The sequence below is a fragment of the Haloarcula japonica DSM 6131 genome (assembly GCF_000336635.1).
GTDB classification, from domain to species: domain Archaea; phylum Halobacteriota; class Halobacteria; order Halobacteriales; family Haloarculaceae; genus Haloarcula; species Haloarcula japonica.
Window position 1 is genome coordinate 115,363 of the sequence record NZ_AOLY01000037.1, and the last position, 16,079, is coordinate 131,441.

Consider the following 16,079-nt stretch of genomic DNA (forward strand, 5'->3'; position numbering starts at 1 on the left):
TCTACGCGCCGAGAAATATCTGTGCGATACCCGTCAGCCAGAGAAACACAGCCAGCGAAATGACTGCAACGGCGATGCCGAGCAGCCCGTTTTTCGCAAGCACGAACCGTCGCTCCCGGAGCAGTTCGTCCGGATCCTGGTCGGAGACAAAAAACAACCCATCGCGGCCAGTCAGTACGAGCGGTTTCGATTGCTCCCCGGACAACGAGTTGTCCAGTTCAGCAGTCCCGTACGTATACACGGTATCGCCGGGTTCGATGTACGCCATCTCATAACGTCGGTCGTCACCGGCCCGCAGGTCCGGGATTTGCCAGTCGCGCTCAAAGCGCGCCAACTGATCGTCAGGCGAGGTGTGGCTCTTGCGCTTCTCGCTCCAGCGACGGTCCTCGGAAACGTGGAAGTCGAACTCCGCGTTGCAGACCCGGACCGAGCCCTCATCAGTCACAATGTCGAACGGTACCGCTTCCGACTTGTTGACGTGTGTCCTGCTCGAATCGCCTCCCGTGTCCTCAATTTTGAGTTCGTAGGCAACACAGGCCTCGCAGTCGTACAGCGTTCCGATATGTCGATCAGCAGGTTCGATGCGGCCCTGGACTGCTGTCGGACCAGCAGCAACTGAATCGAGTTCCGAAAGCGGTGTCGTTCGAATTGCGTGCTCTTCCTCGTAGCGGTCAAATCCCATCAGTATTGATCCGATTCCCCAGAGAACACCAAACCCCGAGAGTGCCAGAATACCGAGATACAGCAGAATGGCAAACAGCATCAGTTTTGAAGACGGTCACGTACGGAGAATTCCCCTTTTGCAGCCTCGTCAGCTTCAAATGAGTCACGAGGCTTGTATCCCCTGTGGGCCGCGAGATACCGCTCTGGGATCTGTTGTAACAGCGCGTTGTACCGTCTCACAGTGTCGTTGTAATACTCCCGACGGTTTTCCAGTCGCTGCTCGATGGTTTCGAGAGCATCGCGAACGTCGTCGAACTTCTCGTCGGTTCGCAGTTCTGGCGTCTCCTCGGCAATCGAGTAGAACTCGCGGACAGATTCTCGGACGTCAACTTGGGCCATCGCTGCCTCCGCAGGAGTGCTTGCATCAATCGCGCTCTCGCGAGCCTCGACCATGCCAGCGAGAACGTTCTGCTCCATGGACATATATTCGTCAGCGATTTCGATGAGGTTTCCGACCTGGTCGTGACGGCGCTGAAGTAGCACTTCGACGTTCCCCCAGGCAGCGTCACAACTCTCGCGGGCCTCGACAAGATTGTCGTGTGCCCGTCGAAAGTACGAACCGATCAACCAGACAGTGAGGAGGACACAGAACCCCCCAACGATGTATACATATAGCGTCATATTCCTTCAGGTCATCTGCCACCAACATATAATTTTACCCATCTATTTGAAGACAGAAATAGTACGGTGAACCGAAACAAAGTGTTCATTGAATGGAATATAACTCCCAATCTTGATGGACTCTACCTCGGCCCGCGTATCTATCAAATCAGTGGGGATAAAAATCACATATGATAACAGAAAGCGTACAGTCTTGTAGCCTGCCAGCGCACCACACGTATGGCTTCTACGGAGGACACTGCTCTTTTCCATGATGTTTTCCAGGCGAATCCGGACCCGATTATGATCCACGACGCCGACACCGGGACTGTCGTCAGAGCTAACGAGGCAGCGGGCGCGTTGCTCGGGCGTCCCCCGGCGGAGGTCGTCGGGATGCACGTCGGCGAGTTCAGCCCGTCGGGGTTCTCCACGGCGGACGCAAACGACCTGATTACGGAGGCAGCCACGTCGGGGTCGGCACAGGTCGAGTGGACCACAGAGTGTCCAGACGGCACGGACCAACTGGTCGAGGTAACGCTCAAGCGAGCCGCTCTCGGCGACAAGACTCGTGTTGTGGCGTTCATTCACGATGTGACCGCCATCCGTGAGCGGGAACGAAAACATGCAGAGCAAAGCGAACAGCTCCACACCCTGATGGGGAATCTCCCTGTCGTAGTGTTTACGCTCGACCCGGACGGCGTATTCACGTATTCTGCCGGAAAAGGGCTCAAAGGACTCGGAGTGGAGCCCGGTGAACTCGAAGGTGGGTCGGTTTTCGAGACGTACAGCGAATATCCGGACATCATCGCCGCTGTCGAGCGGGCGCTGGACGGCGAAGAGGTCCGCGTGACCCAGGAAGTCGACGACCTCGTCTTCGAGACGTGGTATCGGCCGGTGTTCGACGACAGCGGGCAGCTCAAGCAGGTCGTCAGTGTCGCCAGAGATATCACCGATCTCAAGCGCCGTGAGGAGCGCGTTGAAGCGCTCAGCGACGCGACGAACGAACTGCTGTACAGCCGGACGGAGACCGCGGCCGCCGACACAGTCACACAGATTGCACAGCGTATTGTCGACCAGCCACTCGCCGCGATATGGTCCTACGACAGCGCCGATGACACGCTCTATCCAATCGGTGCGACAGACACGGCGACCGACTTCGCCGGCGTGGAGACGCCGACAGACCTGCCACCGATGGGTCCGGAAAGCGACGAGAACCGTATCTTTCACGCCAGCGAGCCGACCGTTATTGAGGACTATCAGGAACTGTCGAACCCGTCAGCACCGGCGATGCCGATGCGGACGCTCCTGTGTCTCCCACTCGATGAGCAGGGGATGCTGTGTATCGGGTCCGAGACTGTGTCGTCATTTGACAGCGACGAGCGGTTCTTGCTGGAGATTCTCACGAGTACGGCGGCCGCCGCGCTGGAGCGCATCGAGCGGGAGACGCGGCTCAAATCAAAACAGGCGGAGCTAGAGCGCTCGAACGAGGCCCTCCAGCAGTTTGCCTACATCGCGTCGCATGACCTGCAGGAGCCCCTCCGGATGGTATCGAGCTACGTCGACCTGCTGGACAGCGAATACGGTGATGACCTCGACGACGAGGCCACCGAGTACATGGCCTTCGCCGTCGACGGGGCTCGCCGAATGCAGGAGATGGTCAACGCCTTGCTCCGGTACTCACGGGTCGAGACAAACTCGGGCGACTTCGAAGAAACAGACTCGGAGGCGGTGCTCGACCGGACGGTAGACGCCTTGCAGATGCGAATAGAGGAGGTAGACGCGACCATCACGTCGGGGTCGCTCCCGCCGGTCGACGCCGACCCGAATCAGGTCGGCCAGGTCTTCCAGAACCTGCTGGAAAACGCTATCGAGTACGCGACGGAGGCCGGCATCGAACCCCGAGTCGAGGTCAGCGCGACCGAGGACGACGGGGAGGTGACCTTCACCGTCGCGGACAACGGGCCGGGGATTCCGGCGGCGGACCGCGACGAGGTGTTCGACATCTTCCATCGCGCCGGGAGCCACGACACGGAGGGGACCGGCATCGGGCTGGCCGTCTGTCAGCGAATCGTCCTGCGACACGACGGGCGTATCTGGGTCGAACCGGCCGACGACGGTGCGACGTTCAAGTTCACGCTGCCCGCGGTGACGGAGGTGAGCGGCGATGACTGACACCGACGAGGGGCGGCCGGTAGAGATCCTGCTGGCGGAGGACAATCCCGGCGATGTAAAACTGACCGAGAAAGCCCTGGAGAAGGGGAAGGTGCTGAACAACCTTCACGTCGTCAACGACGGCGTCGAGGCGCTAGCGTTCCTCCGTCAGGAAGGCGAGTACGGCGACGTACCGCGGCCGGACCTGCTGTTACTTGATCTTAATATGCCGCGCAAAGGGGGCCAGGAAGTCCTCGAAGCGATGAAGGGCGACGAGTCGCTCCGGCGGATTCCGGTCGTCGTGTTGACCAGTTCCGAGGCCGAAGAGGACATCATCGAATCGTATGACCTCCACGCGAACGCCTACCTGACGAAGCCAGTCGACTTCGACGGGTTCGTCGACATCGTGAGTAGCGTCGAGGAGTTCTTCCTCACGGTCGTCAAGCGGCCGCCGAAGTAACGATGACCGAGACGGTACATCTCGACGTACTACTCGTCGAAGATAACCGGGGTGACGCCCGCCTCGTCGAACATCACCTGAACTCGCCGGCAGTGGCGCACTTCGTCGATGACGTGACGATTTCCCACGTCGATTCGCTGGCACCGGTCGCCGAGCATTCGGGGGCAGCCTACGACGTGGTACTGCTAGACCTCGGACTCCCCGAGTCGACAGGGCTCGCGACGCTCGACCGGGCAACCGAGATCGTAGAGGGAGTGCCGATCATCGTCCTCACGGGGATGCAGGACCGGGAGGTGGCTATCGAAGCGATCAACCGGGGCGCACAGGACTACCTGCCGAAAGCGGATCTGGACGGCGACCGGCTCGTGAGAGCGCTCCGGTACGCAGTCGTCAGGAGCCGCCAGCAGCGTGCGATTCAGCGCCAGACCGACCAGATGGACTTCTTCAATAGCATCCTGCAACACGACATCCTCAACGGGATGAACGTCATCCGCGCCCGTGGCGAACTCCTCGAAGAGACACTCGACAGCGAGGAACGCGAGTACGCGTCGACCGTCGTCCAGTGGAGCGACGACCTCATCGAACTCACCGAGAAAGTCCGGTCGGTGCTGGAGACGGTCACTAACGAGGACGGACGGGATCACGAACACAGGGAGCTACAGGAAGTCCTTGCCGACGCAGCGGACCGTGCCCGGTCGGTCAGCGACGACTGTACCGTCACAATCGAGCCACAGACGGTCACTGTTGTCGCCGACGAGTTACTCGATGACGTGTTCGGGAACCTCTTTCTCAACGCGGTCGAACACGGCGGCGACGACGTGACGATCGACGTGACGACGACAGTCGAGGAGGGGGTCGTGACTGTCTGTTTAGCAGACGACGGAGACGGGATTCCGAGCAGGGCCACCCGCCGCATCTTCGAGCGTGGTGAGAAGGGGTCTGAGTCCGGCGGCACTGGCTTCGGCCTCTACTTCGTGGATACGATGGTCCGGAGCTACGGCGGCGATGTCTGGGTCGAGGACAGCGACTTCGGCGGCGCAGCGTTTTATGTTGAACTCCCGCATGCGACTCTGTAGTGATGGTCTGCTGTCATACTGTCACCGGTCAACCGCATTTCAGCTTCTGAGAAACGGGTCCGAATCTTCAATTCCGGGGAGGTCGAGTCACCTGCTATGGATGATCCGCTGGACGGTACCGAGGGTAGCGACTCGGAGGATCGAGATCGCTATCTAGCAGCTATGCAGGACCTCACTGCAGCGATGGCGGCCAGCGGGACCTCGTTTCGGGAGCGCGTCGAGCCAGTCCTGGATGTCGGTCGAGAGCATCTAGGGTTTCCGAATGGGCACATTGCAGTCGTCTCCGGCAACGAACACACAATCGTCGCCAGTAGCGGCCTACCCTCGACGATTTCGGCGGGCATCGAACGTCCACTCTCCGAGACGTACTGCAGGCACACCCTCGACGAATCCGGGATTCACATCGTCACCAACGCGAGCGAGTCGATGGCGACTGACCCTGCCTACATAAAGTCCGGTCTGGAGGCGTACGTCGGCACGACGCTTCGGGCTGACGGCTCAGAATACGGAACGCTGTGTTTCGTCAACGACGACGAGACGATTTCGGAGTTCTCGGACTGGCAACAGACGTTGTTCGAGCATCTCACCCAGTGGGTCGAGGCGGAGATCGAACGCGAGCTAGCTGTCGACACACGCGAGCAGAGCCAGCGGCTGTTGGAAGCGACGTTCAACTCACCGGAGACGTTCATCGGTATCCTCGACGCCGACGGGAACCTCGTCAGGGCGAACGAAACAGCGCTCGGATTCATCGATGTTGAAGACGAAACCATATTCGGGGAACCGTTCTGGGAAACGCCCTGGTGGAACCACAATGAGACAGTGGCGTGCCGTTGCCAAGATGCTGTCGAGCGGGCGATAGGAGGTGAGATGGTCAGGTTCGAGGCCGAGCATGTCGGCGCAGACGGCCAGCGGATCTCGACCTCTGTCGTGGCCCGACCGGTCGCGGTCGACGGGACCGTGGAGAAAATAATCGTCGAGGGAACAGATATTACCGATCTCAAGCGCCACGAGGAGCAGATGGAGTTTTTCAATAGCATTCTCAGACACGACATCCTCAACGGGATGACTGTCATCGAAGCGCGTGCAGAGACGCTCGCAGACACACTCGACGGCACGCAGGCGACCTACGCCGAGACGATTTTAGACTGGAGTCGGGATATCGTCGACCTCACACAGAAGGTCCGGAGCGTGCTGAGCACGATGTCTGACGACGGGCTGACCGAGGCAGAGACGATCACACTGGGGCCGGTCGTCGAAGGGGCTACGAAAAAAGCGGCCTCGATGGACGAGGACTGCACGCTCAAAACAGACATCCCTGACGGGATCGAGGTTGTGGCTGACAACCTCCTCGATGATGTTATCGGGAACATCTTGACGAACGCTGTCGAGCACAGTGGTCCGGGCACCACAATCGAGGTGACGACGGAACGCGTCGGCTCGATGGTCCACCTTCACATCGCGGACGACGGCCCCGGGATACCGCCCGAAGAGCGCGAGGCGATATTCGAGAAAGGGGAGCGTGGAACCGAGTCGACGGGGACTGGGTTCGGACTCTACTTCGTCTCGGTGATGGTCGACAGCTACGGCGGCGACATCTGGGTGGAAGAAAGCGACCTCGGCGGCAGCGAATTCGTCGTCGCACTCCCACCGGAATAACTACTGGGCATTTCCAAACGTTTTTGAATGAATCGGACGTATCTCAAGTAATGCCGACAAAGAGTGCGCTCGCCCAGCAACTCGCCGTCGTCGCCGGGTTCGACAACCCACGGGCCAGCCTCGAACAGTACCGGACACCGCCGGACCTGGCAGCGCACCTGGTCCATACTGCGGACCTCCAGGGCGACATTCAGGGCCAGACAGTCATCGATCTGGGCTGTGGCACCGGGATGCTGGCGCTGGGTGCAGCGCTACGGTCGCCGGCGCGGGTGGTCGGGCTCGATATCGACCCCGCACCGCTGTCGACGGCGCGCGAAAACGAGCGGAAGGTCGGGTCGACGACACCAGTGTCGTGGGTTCGAGCAGATGCTACCACAGCCCCGCTGTGTCCGCCTGCCGAAGAAACCACCGTCGTGATGAACCCGCCCTTTGGTGCGCAGTCGGACAACGAACACGCCGACCGACGGTTTCTCGAAACTGCCGCGTCCATCGCGGGCGTCTCCTACTCGATTCACAACGAGGGGAGCCAATCGTTCGTCGAGTCCTTCACTGACGACAACGGCGGCGAGGTGACCCACGCCTTCGAAACGGAGTTCGACCTGCCGCGACAGTTCGACTTCCACGAGTCGGACCGACAGGCGATTACTGCGGAAGTGTACCGCATCGACTGGAGCTAGCGCGCCGCTTGCTGGCGACGCTCCGCGATCTTGACGCGAGTGCCGTCGGTCCGTGCGTACAGCCGCGAGCGGTTCCGCTCGAAAGTCAGCCCGCCGACCCGTGTCCGCGTCATGTTCGCCGGGAGCGGTGCCTGCCCGACCGTTTCGTTCCCCTGCGTTACGACTACGTCGAACCCGTTCTGCCGGGCCGCCACTGTCACGTTCCGTCCGTCCAGTATCACGTCCGCCCTCGACGGCTCTGAGGTGTACGCCGTGCGGGGCTGGCCGACCTCGCGCCTGAGCTGGACCCGGTAGACGCTGTCGTTGCCGAGCACCGACCAGTCCGTCCGACTCGCGTATACCGACTCGCGCCAGGTCGGGCCGCCGACGGTCACCCGCGCCTCGCCGTTGATGGCGAGCCGGCCCGGCTGGACAGCAGCGATCCAGACCTCACGCTCTGCGCTGGCGACGATGACGCCGCTGGCGTTGACACTCGCCCCCGCTTGCTGCGTCGGAACCCAGATACTCTCGAAGTACGCATTCGGGACGTTCTCGTCGTAGGTCACCACGTAGTCTCTGACCTCGATACCATCTTCGGGGAGCTGGTCCGCCTGCAGGTCGACGACGTTCGTCGGGACGGCAGCGAGACTCAGCGCACCGAGGACGACGAGCAGGACCACCACTGCGAGTGACGCCGGTCGGCGGTCGAACCCTGGACGGAACTCGCGGTCGGACCCGACGGTCGCCGCGGCGACGACGAGCGCGAGGACGAACACCAGCGCCGCCCCAACCCAGCGGAACAGCCGGAACCGACCACCGCCCAGCGGGATGTACACCGCCCAGAGCCCCTGGGCGGCGGCGAACACGAGCGCCGCAAAGAACACCCGCAGCGTGTCGGGGCGCTCGTCACGACTCCACAGGAGCACGAGTGCTACGACGACACCTGCCAGAATGCCAATAGCGTGTCCCTGAATGGCAATATTGGACCACCACGGCGTCACAAAGCGGGTCTGACCCGAGGCCGTCGACACCGGATAGCGGAGCGCCGAGTACAGGAGGTCGAGCACGCGATTCCCGAGAAACGCACCGAGAAACAGCGTCGGCCGCGTCACGAGCGCGAACCCGGCGATGGCGAACACCACGCCGGAAAAGCCCACAATCGGCCCGATAGCGAACACCGCGGAGAACACGCCCACAACGAACATGGCGACGGGAACGGCCAGAATCCGGGCAAACGGGTTCGTCCGAATCGACGTGAAGGTCTGGACGCCCCGCTTGCGAGGGTAGTGTCCCCAGACGTACTCCGCGACCGTCCCATACACCAGTGTGCCCATGAGGTTCCCCGTGATGTGGCCCTGGCTGCCGTGGGTGAACGCCCCCGTAAGCATCCCGAACGGGTAGAAGTACGACCACGTCCGGAACGGGGTAACAAGCGGGTCCCGTGGGTGCCACCACGCGCCCTGCAGGAACAGGTACACCGCCGCGACACCCGTAATCGTCAGCAGCGTTCCCCACGGGACCCCGAGGAGTAGTCGTTGCCGTAAGCCGTCGCCAAGCCGCACATCCGCGAAGCGGCGGACGGTAAGGAGGACGGCAAGCACCACGACGAGGACGACCGTTTCCTGCCACGGGAGCCATGCGGGCATGGCCGGCATCGGCAGCGACTGCATCATTCACGCACAGTTCAGGTACGGGACGGCTTATGGATGGCGGCAGGTGTCACTCCCGAACAGTGATTGGGCCACAGTCAGGCGACTGGACTAGACAGGGTCGCCGCCTCAGAACAGGGACATGCCGACGCTGTACGGCCACGACGTGCCGGCCACCGCTAGCAGCACCAGCGCGCCGCCAGCGAGGGCGATATTCTTGAGGAACTGCGTCATCTCGTCCTGTACCTGCTCGTCCGGCACCACCCAGAAGTTGTGCATCATGACGGCGGACGCGACGAGGAACGTCGTCAGCGCCCCGGCCGCGATGACGGGGTACGCACCGAAGATTACGAGGACACCGCTGGCGAGGAGTAGTCCGCCGCTCCCGTAAACCGACGCCGCGGGCGCTGGGAGCCCCTTGGCTTCCGCGTACGGAGTCATCTGCCCGGCGTTCTGGAAGTGGTTCAGGCCCATGAAGGCGAGGACGCCACCGAACAGGAGCCGGCCCAGCAGGAACAGTTCGCCCGCGCCGGCGGACTCGAACGCCATCAGGCGCTCACCTCCGAAATCCGGCTGGTTTCGCTGCGAATCTGTCGAACCGCGATTGGTGGTTTCATTACGTTACTTGGTTCGTATGCGAACCTATTTGTACGTTCCCGGACAATGGAGATACCAGGTAGCACCGATGTCATCTGAAGTATTCACCGCCGCGGACGAGGAAGAAGAGAGCGGGCCGTGTGCCGTCATCGAATCGCTGGAACAGATCGGATCACGCTGGCGGCTGGTCGTCCTCCACGAACTCCAGAACGGCGAACAGCGGTTCAACGAACTCAAACGCGCCACCGACGCCAGTTCGCGCACCCTCTCACGTGTCCTCGATGACCTCCAAGAGATGGGGTTCGTCGACCGGCGGCTCGAAGAGGACGCCCCCGTCGCCACCTACTATCAGCTCACGCCCAAGGGCGAATCGCTCTGTCCGGTGTTCGACGAGATCGAGGAGTGGGCCGAGGAGTGGTTGGCCGCCTGCGAGAGCTGAACCGACAACACAGACTTTTCTATCCCCCGGCCCCATCGCTTTACCAATGGGAGTACGGCCACCAGCCGATAACAGCGACGAGCCAGACGTCATCGAGTTCGGTATCGCGGCCCTCGACGCCCGCCTCTCGGACGTGGACATCGAGTACCCCGCGACCACGAGGGAGGTCCGGGACGCCGCCGGGCACATCGCGGTCCCGTTCGACGCGTCGGGGCACTCGATGACCGTCGCCGAGGCACTCGACGAGACGAACGCCACGGAGTTCGACAACGAGCAAGAGCTACTCAACGATCTCCATCCGATATTCGAACGGAAACGGGAAGCCACGAAAAACAGTATTCTCTCCCAACTTCGCGCGCTGGTCCCGTTCTAAATTACTCGTCGGGCTGGTGTGGTGACATCGCCGGCTCTGTCTCCGTGTCGCTATCTTCGGTGCCCTCCGCATCGACAACCTGCTTGTCGTCGAACACGTCCGCCGGCTGCGTCCGGTTCTCCTGCGTGAGCTGGACGGCAATATCCTCCAGCCGGCGCGTCTGCTCGCGGTTCACCGCTACGAGCATATCTGAGAGAACGCCGAACATGAGGAGTTGAATCCCCAGCAGAATGGCGAAGGAACCCAGGACTGCGATCACCTCGTGTGCGATCCCGTTGACGAACCAGTCGTAGGCCACGTACGCGCCAAGCAGGAACCCGACCACAGTGCTCCCGAGGCCAACGCTCCCGAAGTAAAACAGTGGATTGTTGGTCTTTGCCATCTGGTACAGCGTCAGGATAATCGTCGTACCGTCCCGGAACGGGCGGAGGTTCGTGTCGGACTCGTCCGGTCGGGGCTGATAGGTGATCGGCACCACCGCCGTCGAGATGTTGTGCTTGACGCACTCGACGGCCAGCTCCGTCTCGATGCCGAAGCCCGTCGCGTTCAGGGAACTCCGCTGGAAGGACTGCCGCGTGAACGCACGATACCCGGAGAGGATGTCCGTGAGGTCGCGTCCGTGAATCGTCTCGAAGGCCCTGTTGATGATGCGGTTACCGATCTGGTTCAGTTTCGTCATCGCGCCGGGCTGCATGTCCGCAAATCGGTTCCCGATGACGTGGGCGGCCTGGCCCGACAACAGCGGTTCGAGTAGCCTGTCCGCCTCGTCGGGCCGATAGGTCGCGTCGCCGTCGGCCATCAGGACGTACGGCTGCTCGATGTGGCGCGTCACCGCCTCTCTGACGGCCTGTCCCTTCCCCGAGCCGGACTGCTCGACGACCCGTGCGCCGGCCAATTCGGCGCGGTCCCGTGTCCCGTCGGTCGACCCGCCGTCGATGACGAGGACGTTGTCAAAGCCCTGCTCGCGGAACCCGGACACGACCGATTCGATAGTCTCGGCCTCGTTGAATGTCGGCAACAGTATACAGACGTCGTCTCGGTCGGCCATCGACTCAACGTCATCCACGCGAAGGCAAATAAATGCGGGTCTGGCCCCTCGCGTGATTTTTGCACCTAGCTCCCGCCAGCCGTCGGCGAAGAAGTGTCGAAAGCCGGGAACGGCCACCAGCAGCCCGTCAGTCGTCGCGCTGCTCGCTCATGTGCTCCCAGACCTCCGCACAGCCACAGCCGTCTTCGATGTCTGCCAGGTGATCGTCTTCCTCGGTCCGGGATGTCGCAGTCATGTTACTCACTCTGCGAGTAACTACCTGCCGCCACCCACTAATAGATTCCGGCGGCGGGCGACGCGTTTTACATCCCCTGCCGCTCATGGGCGTGTATGAGCGACCCCGCGGACGTGTTCGACCTAGTCGGGCTGACCGAATACGAGGCGACGGCGCTGGAACAGTTGCTCTCGCTCGGGCGAACGACGGCCCCGAATCTCGCGGAGGCCAGCGGCATCCCGAAAGCCCGCGTCTACGGCGTGTTGGAGTCACTCTCCGACCGCGGCTTCATCAAGGTGATCCCCGGTCGTCCGAAGGAGTACCAGCCCAAATCACCCGAGGAGATCCTCGACCGGGCCGTCGAGAATCGCAAGCAGTCGTACGAGTCGTTCGCGGCAGACGTCGACGCCCACCGCGACGCGTTCCTCGCCGAGTACGAACCGCGGTTCGAGCGCGCCAGCGAGAACATCTCGCCGACGGCCGAACTGTTCCACGTCGTCGACGTGGGCGAACCGAGCGAACGCGAGACCAGACGGCTGTACGACGACGCCGACGAGACGCTTCGGGTGATCACCAACAGCTTCGCCTATCTCGACAGCGTCGAGGGCGCACTGGCCGAGACACTCGACCGCGGAGTCGAAGTCAGCGTCCTCTTCCTGCATCCCGACGAACTCCCGGCGGAGAAAGCTGCTGTGCAGGCCGATATCGTCGACCGGCTGACGGCGGAGCACCCTGCCGTCGACCTGCGGTTCAGCACGGAGAAGCTCCCCTGGCGCGGCACGCTCGTCGACCCGAGCATGGACTACGACAGCGGCGAAGCGATCCTGCTGGTCGAGGAGCCGGACGTTCCAAACCATATGCGTCAAGCCGCGATTACGGACAACGGCTCGTTCGTCGCTGGGATGAAGCGGTACTTCGATCTGATCTGGGAGTACGAGAGTATCTCTACGTTGGGCTAACTGTGGCCGTAGGCGCTGAGGTTCTGTGCCCGAACGCTGTCGAGGATGACCAGCAGGACGTTTGGCTCGTCCGACATGGCTACATGTACCCGAGGTCTTCGAGGTGCTCTTTGACTTCAGCCCCCGACCGACCGCTGTCATCCGACGCCGTCACCTGCGGCGTCGACGTGTGATCGGTCCCGTCGAGTTCGGCTTCGATAGCCGCACGGACATCGACGACGCTCTCGATCGCGTCGACCATGTCGGGGTCGGTCCCCGCGACCATCGCCTCGTCGGTGTGGACGCCGTCCTGCAGGCCGTGGTCGCTGACCAGCAGTAGCTCGTCGTTGTCGCCGAGGTCATCACGAACCTCCCCGACGAACTCGTCGAGTTCCTCGTAGGCGCGGTCCTGCAGCGAGGGCTGTTCGTACGCGACGTGGCCGATGAGGTCGAGTCCGCTCGTGTATGCAAACACCAGTTCGTGTCGTCCGCCTCTGAGCGCCCGTCGTGCGCGGGCAAGGCGAACCATCGACATTTCGAGGCACTGCTCGTAGAACAGCGCCGGGTCCGCCGACGAATGACCGCCCTTCGCTTCGAGGTCGCGCTCGAAGAGGTCACCGAGGTTCCGCCGGAGGCTGTGTTCGCGGTCCTCTGTGTCCGGGTCGATCACATAGTTGGGGATGCCGATTGGCGCCGCCTCCCGACCGTCGAACACCGTCGTCAGATCGTTCTCCTTGTAGTAGGTCGCCGGAATCCGGAACGCGTCCTGTTCGGTGTTGTTCAGGAGCCACGCGCCGAGACGCGTCTGCAGCCCGGACGGGAGGAGATAGTCAGCGGCAGCGCTTCCGAACCGGAGAAGGGGGTTCTCCCAGGCGACGCCGTCGTCGAGCGTGATGCCGTGCTCCGGCGGCGTGAGCCCGGTAATGATCGTTGGCCAGAGTTCGTGGGTGCTGGGTCCGCCCTCGACACTCCTGATCGTCTCGATAGCGCGGTGATTAGCGAGCGTCAAGTTCGGATGTGCTGTCGAATCTACCAGTTCCGGGTCGAGTGCATCGATACCCAGCACTACGAGGACCATATCTACCCCGAACGTCTCAGCCGACGGCTTAAGACCTTTCGATGCAGGTGGTAGACAGCGGCACAGCGTTATGTGGACAGCGAACGGTACAGGTCGAGGTACTCTTCCGCGATCTTCCGCCAGTCGTACTTCTCTTCGACACGGGTTCGCGCCTGCCTTGATATCTGTTTCGTGAGTTCGTAATCGGAGAGCAATGTTGTGACTGCGTCAGCGATTGGCTCCGGTGACTCTATCGGAACGACGAACCCTTCCTTCCCATCCCGAACCATCTCGTTTGCTCCAGAGACATTAGTAACAACCACTGGACATCCACTCGACATCGCTTCCAGACGGACCAGTGAGAACCCCTCTGACCGGGAGGGGTGGATGAAGGCACGTGCCCGAGACAAGTGTTCTCGAACGATAGACTGGTCAACATACCCGTGGAACGTGACGTTTTCGTCTAGGTTGAGACGCTTGACCTGGGCGACTAATTCGTCTTCTAGTGGCCCGTCACCAAAGACGTGGAGGTGGACTTCGGGATATTCCTCCTGAATTCGGTCGAGTGCTTCGAACAGGATATCGTAGCCTTTCCGTTCCCGAAGGCTACCGATGGCCACGAGTTCACGTGAGTCGTCTGGTTCACTGTACTCGAAGACATCCGGATCAACGCCCAGCGGTATCGTCCGGAGCTTCGATTCATCAACGAGGTCAGCATACATCTCGTAGGCTTCTTGATCGACAACTACAATTCGGTCTGCGGCGGCAAGCGTCCGCTTGAACAAATCCATCCGAGGTGGATCAAGGATTACATCGCGAGTCGAATCAACAATTGTGTGAAGGGGATCGGTAAGTGGCCTCGGAAGGTTTCGCCCCACCCAGAAAGAAAGCATCCGATTGAATTCCTCAGCCATGATAGCATGTCCCGTTTGGCACGGTCCAACGACGACAGGAACATCGTCATGAAGCCCTGATACGAGGATCGGATTGAACCACCTGTAGCTAAGATTCATGTGATGATATATATCAGCAGATCCCTCCCGAAGTTCCGTAAAAAGTCTATAATATAGCTTACTATAGAACGAGATCCTGTTAGAGCCGCCCAGCGAATACACAGTAACGTTTTCCGGGCTAAGAGTATCAGAAACTGTTCTCGTGTATATGTCGACGGTAAAATTATCGTCGTACAGGTTATTCAGGAGATTGTAACTCTTACCGTACTCATTATTGTGAATGTTTGTTTTGGTCGGTCCGATGAGAACTCGCGGCATAACTGATGGTGGGAGATGGGGGAATTAACAGTTATTCTTGTCGTCTCTCTATCGGCCAGATAGCTATAGAGTATATTCAGATATGACCTTCATTTATAACCTAAGGCCTCAAGTTGCGATTCACGGGCAGGCGTTTGATCATCTTCGCTTCTGTCAGAGATATTGAATTGCGGAGTATATTCCTCAGTATCTGTCCCGTCTAATATCATCCACGGAACCTCTCTTACAGCGCTGACCGGCACACCTTTCGGGTGGCCATATACCCCCCATTCACCTTTTGCATTGCCGTGGTCAGCGGTTAGAGCGATGGAGCCATCAATAGACGTCGAGAGGATGCTAACTTCTTCCAGTATCCACTCTAGGTTGTCGATATACGCAGTCCAGAAGTCATCGTGCGAAACGGTTCCATCACAGAGGCGCCACCAGACTTTACTACCAAACTTCTTTGTGCCTTTGAATTCGCGAAACCATTCTGGTCGCGACCGAAAGGGTGCATGCGGTTGCATATAATGGATAATCATTCTCTCAACGCCCTTCTCGTCGCGTTTTCTCCAAGTATTAATCGCGTAATCAGTCAGTTTCCGAGGCGAAACCGTCCGAATATCATACTCCGTGCTGGCAATCCCGAAATGAGTGAATTCTGAAAACTCATCGTATTGTATCTGGTCTGTGTATGGATTACCTGTGATATATGCTGTTTTTTCGATCTCTGCCGAATATTCTTCAGTAAACGTTTTTTCTATCCATTCAGCGCTGGTACCGCCGACTGACCAGCGTGTCTCGAGTTTACTATCAGAAAAGAGGGGGTGATAAGAAGCCTCCTGTGTGATTTCTTCCATGGCATCAGCTCTGCAACCATCTAAGATGACTAGTACATCCCAGTCTTCATCCCAAACCACCTGCTCCTCCTGTTGCTCTGGGACAAATCTCCCAAGCAAGCCGGCCCATAACTTTCTGAGTGCTATCTCGAGATTCTTTAGAGAGGGATCTGATTGTAGGCGGTCCACTGTATCAAAAAACCAATCAGAGAAACTCATCTGTCCTGTGTTGATTTGGTGGTCGAATGAATGTTTTGGAATGCCACTCTTCCCATACCCGAATAAGCAAATACGGTACAATAGGGGTAGTGAGATCGAGTATTAATATCTATCATCGTTAGACCACCCTGCTG

Annotated in this window: 16 protein-coding genes; 8 read left to right on the plus strand and 8 right to left on the minus strand. The window is 60.1% G+C overall.

What is annotated here, in order from left to right; all coding sequences use genetic code 11:
* Position 1 precedes the first annotated feature (1 nt).
* Together C444_RS11795 and C444_RS11800 are read right to left on the minus strand one after the other, a co-directional pair.
* Entirely contained in the window at positions 2–763 is a 762-nt protein-coding gene (locus tag C444_RS11795) for a hypothetical protein (RefSeq protein WP_004593084.1), read from the minus strand.
* A complete protein-coding gene (locus C444_RS11800) occupies positions 763–1,344 on the minus strand; it encodes a LemA family protein (protein ID WP_004593085.1) in 582 nt (193 codons plus the stop codon). Before C444_RS11800 ends, C444_RS11795 begins: the two co-directional genes overlap by 1 nt.
* A gap of 219 nt (positions 1,345–1,563) precedes the next feature.
* Here C444_RS11800 and C444_RS11805 point away from each other — a divergent pair, with 219 nt between their 5' ends.
* The 5 genes from C444_RS11805 to C444_RS11825 all read left to right on the plus strand — a co-directional run bounded on the left by C444_RS11805 (position 1,564) and on the right by C444_RS11825 (position 7,343).
* Positions 1,564–3,495, plus strand: a complete 1,932-nt coding sequence (locus tag C444_RS11805; RefSeq protein ID WP_049909450.1) for a PAS domain-containing sensor histidine kinase — start codon at positions 1,564–1,566, stop codon at positions 3,493–3,495.
* On the plus strand, positions 3,488–3,934 hold the full coding sequence (locus tag C444_RS11810; RefSeq protein WP_004593087.1) for a response regulator: 447 nt from the start codon (positions 3,488–3,490) through the stop codon (positions 3,932–3,934). Before C444_RS11805 ends, C444_RS11810 begins: the two co-directional genes overlap by 8 nt.
* Before the next feature lie 2 nt (positions 3,935–3,936).
* Positions 3,937–5,010, plus strand: coding sequence for a hybrid sensor histidine kinase/response regulator (locus C444_RS11815; RefSeq protein ID WP_004593088.1), 1,074 nt, complete (start codon positions 3,937–3,939; stop codon positions 5,008–5,010).
* A 96-nt stretch (positions 5,011–5,106) separates the two neighbouring features.
* Positions 5,107–6,666: a sensor histidine kinase gene (locus C444_RS11820; protein WP_004593089.1), complete on the plus strand. Its 1,560-nt coding sequence runs from the start codon at positions 5,107–5,109 to the stop codon at positions 6,664–6,666.
* Positions 6,667–6,716: 50 nt separating this feature from the next.
* Positions 6,717–7,343 carry an METTL5 family protein gene (locus tag C444_RS11825; protein ID WP_004593090.1) on the plus strand — a complete coding sequence of 209 codons (627 nt, stop codon included), beginning with the start codon at positions 6,717–6,719 and terminating at the stop codon, positions 7,341–7,343.
* On the opposite strand, the gene C444_RS11830 is transcribed toward C444_RS11825, so the two are convergent.
* Both C444_RS11830 and C444_RS11835 read right to left on the minus strand, forming a co-directional pair.
* Positions 7,340–8,995, minus strand: a complete 1,656-nt coding sequence (locus tag C444_RS11830; protein ID WP_004593091.1) for a rhomboid family intramembrane serine protease — start codon at positions 8,993–8,995, stop codon at positions 7,340–7,342. The two genes, C444_RS11825 and C444_RS11830, sit on opposite strands and share 4 nt — an antisense overlap.
* A gap of 105 nt (positions 8,996–9,100) precedes the next feature.
* Positions 9,101–9,520 (minus strand): DoxX family protein, encoded by a 420-nt coding sequence (locus C444_RS11835; protein WP_004593092.1) that lies wholly within the window; start codon positions 9,518–9,520, stop codon positions 9,101–9,103.
* Positions 9,521–9,656: 136 nt separating this feature from the next.
* Here C444_RS11835 and C444_RS11840 point away from each other — a divergent pair, with 136 nt between their 5' ends.
* Complete coding sequence (locus tag C444_RS11840) at positions 9,657–10,007, plus strand: winged helix-turn-helix transcriptional regulator (RefSeq protein ID WP_004593093.1); 351 nt, start codon at positions 9,657–9,659, stop codon at positions 10,005–10,007.
* A gap of 46 nt (positions 10,008–10,053) precedes the next feature.
* Positions 10,054–10,380, plus strand: coding sequence for a DUF5789 family protein (locus tag C444_RS11845; RefSeq protein WP_004593094.1), 327 nt, complete (start codon positions 10,054–10,056; stop codon positions 10,378–10,380).
* Between the two features lies 1 nt (position 10,381).
* Here C444_RS11845 and aglJ read toward each other — a convergent pair whose 3' ends face one another.
* On the minus strand, positions 10,382–11,428 hold the full coding sequence (gene aglJ / locus C444_RS11850; protein ID WP_049909453.1) for an S-layer glycoprotein N-glycosyltransferase AglJ: 1,047 nt from the start codon (positions 11,426–11,428) through the stop codon (positions 10,382–10,384).
* A 330-nt stretch (positions 11,429–11,758) separates the two neighbouring features.
* Here aglJ and C444_RS11855 point away from each other — a divergent pair, with 330 nt between their 5' ends.
* Complete coding sequence (locus C444_RS11855; protein ID WP_004593097.1) at positions 11,759–12,601, plus strand: TrmB family transcriptional regulator; 843 nt, start codon at positions 11,759–11,761, stop codon at positions 12,599–12,601.
* Positions 12,602–12,680: 79 nt separating this feature from the next.
* On the opposite strand, the gene C444_RS11860 is transcribed toward C444_RS11855, so the two are convergent.
* From C444_RS11860 to C444_RS11870, 3 genes are all read right to left on the minus strand, one after another.
* On the minus strand, positions 12,681–13,658 hold the full coding sequence (locus C444_RS11860) for an alkaline phosphatase family protein (RefSeq protein ID WP_004593099.1): 978 nt from the start codon (positions 13,656–13,658) through the stop codon (positions 12,681–12,683).
* Between the two features lie 68 nt (positions 13,659–13,726).
* Positions 13,727–14,908 (minus strand): glycosyltransferase family 4 protein, encoded by a 1,182-nt coding sequence (locus C444_RS11865; protein ID WP_049909455.1) that lies wholly within the window; start codon positions 14,906–14,908, stop codon positions 13,727–13,729.
* 89 nt (positions 14,909–14,997) lie between these two features.
* Entirely contained in the window at positions 14,998–15,945 is a 948-nt protein-coding gene (locus tag C444_RS11870; RefSeq protein ID WP_004593101.1) for an alkaline phosphatase family protein, read from the minus strand.
* Between the last annotated feature and the right edge of the window lie 134 nt (positions 15,946–16,079).